The organism is Methanohalophilus euhalobius (assembly GCF_900215215.1).
Lineage (GTDB): Archaea > Halobacteriota > Methanosarcinia > Methanosarcinales > Methanosarcinaceae > Methanohalophilus > Methanohalophilus euhalobius.
On sequence record NZ_OBDR01000022.1, the window covers coordinates 1 to 4007 of the forward strand.

Annotated in this window: 3 protein-coding genes; all 3 read right to left on the minus strand. The window is 44.8% G+C overall.

Annotation, left to right across the window (positions count from 1 at the left end; genetic code table 11):
* Nucleotides 1–867: ferredoxin:CoB-CoM heterodisulfide reductase subunit HdrB (hdrB, locus tag CP947_RS10185; protein WP_096713074.1), on the minus strand; the 867-nt coding region annotated here is incomplete at its 3' end.
* Nucleotides 864–1469 carry a ferredoxin:CoB-CoM heterodisulfide reductase subunit HdrC gene (gene hdrC / locus CP947_RS10190; protein WP_096713075.1) on the minus strand — a complete coding sequence of 202 codons (606 nt, stop codon included), beginning with the start codon at nt 1467–1469 and terminating at the stop codon, nt 864–866. The genes hdrB and hdrC, both read right to left, overlap by 4 nt.
* Complete coding sequence (gene hdrA / locus CP947_RS10195; protein ID WP_096713076.1) at nt 1466–3763, minus strand: ferredoxin:CoB-CoM heterodisulfide reductase subunit HdrA; 2298 nt, start codon at nt 3761–3763, stop codon at nt 1466–1468. The genes hdrC and hdrA overlap by 4 nt, the downstream gene beginning before the upstream one ends.
* Nucleotides 3764–4007 lie beyond the last annotated feature (244 nt).

Genomic DNA, 4007 nt, shown 5'->3' on the forward strand with positions numbered 1-4007 from the left:
GCCACCCAGCGCCAGGGCCGTGAACTGGGCAATATTCATGTGAACCATATCGTACTCCTCGCCAAACTCCTTTTCTATAACAGGCTGATAACGATCATACTGCACCTGGCAGTTGGGGCACATATGGAGTACAAGTTGCACACCTGCCCTTTTCAGGCTTTCCAGCTTGGCATGGGTGGCTTTCAGGGACATTTCACGGTTTACATAGCGCTGGGAAAATCCCGCACCGCATGTAAGGGTCCTGTCCTCATACCACTCCACCACATCACCACCGCAGGCTTTTGCAATATGGTCGATAAGCTCCGGATGTTCCGGGTTGCCGGCAACGTCTTCATAATCTATCTTGTAGTAATGGCAGGCATGATGGGCAGCCATCTTCACACCGGCAAAATTAATGGTCGATAAATCCCCAATCCTATCGGCCATTTTTGCCAATACTTCCACAACATGATAAAAGTTTTCAACATCATCGAAACTGTCCGCTTCATATTTCAGGTTAGCAAGCCCAGAATCCTTTGCATTGTCATTGACAAGGTTGATGACCTGCCTGTTATTATTGAGCAGAGAGCAGGCTTTCTTATTGATGGCATAACATGTGGCGCACATTGTTGTGATATTGGTGTAACCTTCCTTTTTGGCCACAGCAAAATTGCGGGCGGCAATAGCCGTTGTGGTCATCTGATCAAACAGGTCAAAATAATGTCCCATACCGGTACAGCAGGACTGCTCCCCGCTGACAAGATAATCCACACCAAGCCTGTCGAATACGTATTTGGTGGAACTCTCAATACCGGGATACTCAGCACTCACAAGACAGGATTTAAACAACAATAATCCTTTTACAGGTACATCCACAAGTTCCTTCATTCATCCTCACCTTCTTCTGTGGCCATCTCCTTTAACCTGGCAAAGCGATCCTCAAACCCGATTCCCTTAAGTAGCGTTTTGATCTCGCCCCTTTCGTCCTCTATGGCCAGGGGACCCAGACCGAGTTCTTTCCGGATATCCTCCAGATTGTCCCTGAAATGCTGCCAGTGTTTACCCAGATCCTCCTCCATTTGTCCAATATAGGGTGCCGGGATCTGGCTGATACCCAATTTGGCGAAAGATTCGGGATATTCGAAAAGCACACTCAATCTCTCAATACCAATGCCTTTGTTAATTGCCATCTGACGCAATACCTGGGCAACCTGAGAAGGACTGTTGTTGCGGGGACAGCGCAGGTTACATGTATAGCAATAGAAGCAATTCCATATCGTCTTATCTTCAATTACACTCCAATCGTCCTCTTTGACCCTTTTCATTACATTGCGGGGATTGTAATCGCTGTATCGTGCCGCAGGACACGAAGAGGTACAGGCACCACATTGTATACAGCGTTCAATACCGATAGAATCCGAGGTCCTGAGGCTTTTCTTAACAGTTTCTACAAGGGATTCGCATTTTGGAGTATCATAATTTTCATTCATTCTTCCACCTCTTCCAGGGAAGAGAACATGTCACTGAGCCCTTTTGCATGAGGAATGTAAGCCTTCTTGAGATGCAGTCGATCCCCATATTCTGCATTAAATCCAAGGAAACGAGCCTCAGCCAGTGGATAGATTATTTCACCAATCTGGTTGTCCGGTGGTTCTTCCACAAAAACGACATGATAGGCGCCTTTATCGAATGCCATATCAATCATCTCCGCTGTCACAATGGTTGTTGTGGGCACCTTTATTATCTTTGTAGAGGAGGGATAATCCTGCGCACTACTTCCTATATTATCAATAGTTGAATATGCGATGTTGCGGCTGGCAAAGACAATCGTATCCCCTGCTTCGGCCAGACCTCCTATCTCGGCCAGCAGTTCTTCTCTGCTGTAACCTCTGACATGAATAGCACCTTCATCGCAAAGGGAGGTACAATAGCCACATCCATTACACACAAGCGGATCAATTTTCACCTCATCCTCAATGGAAATAGCCCCGAAAGGACAGGTTCCACACTTGCCGCATAAAGTACACACACCGGGATCTGCAACTGCAATATGCGGATCCAGAGATATCTCGCCTGCCGACAGGAAAGCATGGGCACGGGAGGCAGCAAGGCCTGACTGGGCTATTGAATCTGTTACATCCTTGGGAGACTGGGCACTTCCACAGACAAATATACCTTCCTTTGATGTATCTACCGGCCTGAGTTTGGAGTGTCGCTCCTTGATGAAACCGTCTTCACTTAGATTGGTGTCCATTATCCTTGCAATCTGCTGTGTACCCTCTGAAGGTTCCATGGCAGCAGAAAGTACCACCATATCTGCTGGCAATTCCATAAGTTGCTGGTTCAGGGTATCCTCCACCTTCACCACAAGCTCGAAATTATCTCGTTCTGCGATCTCAGCAGGCCTGCCACGCACAAATTGTACACCCATTTCCTGTACGGCGCGGTAATAGTTTTCATACAGGCCAAAGGCACGCATATCAATGTAACAGATGGTGACATTCACATCCGGATATTTTTTCTTTATAAGGCTGGCATGTTTAAGAGCTGCCATGCAGCAGTAACGAGAACAGTAGCGGTTTCCCGAAGATTTCTCATCCCTGGAACCCACACACTGGATCATAACAACGTTTTTCGGTTTTTTTGCATCAGAAGGGCGCAGTAATTTACCGTGAGTGGGACCATTAACACCAAGTATGCGGGCAAGTTCCATCTGGGTAGTGACATTGGGAAAGCGACCGTAACCGTATTGGGGTTTGGAGGAAGGATTATATTCATCAAAACCGGTCGCAGCAATAATGGCTCCCACCTGTACTTCGACATGTTTGTCCTTTTGGGAGAAATCAATAGCACCTACATTGCAAACTTCTCTGCACCTACCACACTTGCCACCCTTAATTTCTATGCAATGTTCAGGATTGACGGAATATATCTGGGGTACTGCCTGGGCAAATTTTATTGATATGGCTTTTTTGTCCTTTGACCCACAGTTGAATTCATTTTCTGTAACTACAGGGCATACTTCAGCGCATTTACCACAACATACACATTTATCGGTTACATACCGGGGATTCTGAATGATGCTTACCTGAAAGTTACCCGTAGTCGAATCTATATTCCTGATCTCACAATGAGTTAACAATTCTATGTTGGGATGCGATGCGATCTCATTCATAAGGGGACTGAGGGAACACATGGCACATTCCTCGACCAGTCTCTCCGGGGAAAAGATTTTACCAATCTTTGCGACATTACCACCTATTGTCGTTTCTTTTTCTACAAGATAAGTATGCACTCCACTATTAGCAAGATTCAGGGCTGCATTTATACCGGAGATTCCACCACCGATTATCAGGGCATCCGGGTTTATAGGTAAACTTTCATGCTCAATAGGTTGTGCCCGAAAAAGGCGAAGCATGCCTGAATTAAGCATCGAAAAAGCTTTATGGGTTGCCCTGTCGGAATCGGTATGCACCCAGGAACATTGTTCCCTTAAATTGACAACTTTGAGAAATTCCTGATTCATTCCGCATTGGGAAGCACATTTTTTGAAAAGATTTTCATGCTTGGCGGGTGTACAGGCTCCCACAACTACCCTTTCAAGACCGCTATATTCAATCTCGTCCTTAAGGTACTGTTGGCCCCGATTGGAACAAAGATACTCGTAATCGAATACTTTACTGTCCGGAAAAGATTTCTTAAGCTGCTTAATATCAATATTGTCTGAAATATTGCCTCCACAATGGCAAATAAAAATGCCTGAAGGTTTTTTCGTATCATTCATAAAAAGGTGTGTTAAGAAAGCCATATATAAAATTAGCCCGAAAGGGCACATTTATTACCTGAAACAGACAGTTATAATATATAATTCTCTAATAGGGCCAAAAGATTAGCCGAATATCTAATATGTATTTTAAAAAGGGGAACTAATGCAAAATCAGATGAAAAAAGAAATGCCAATCAGGAGAATTCTTTGAGGCGATTTATATTATCCAGTAGAATCTGGTTCTCTGAAAGGATTTCCTGTT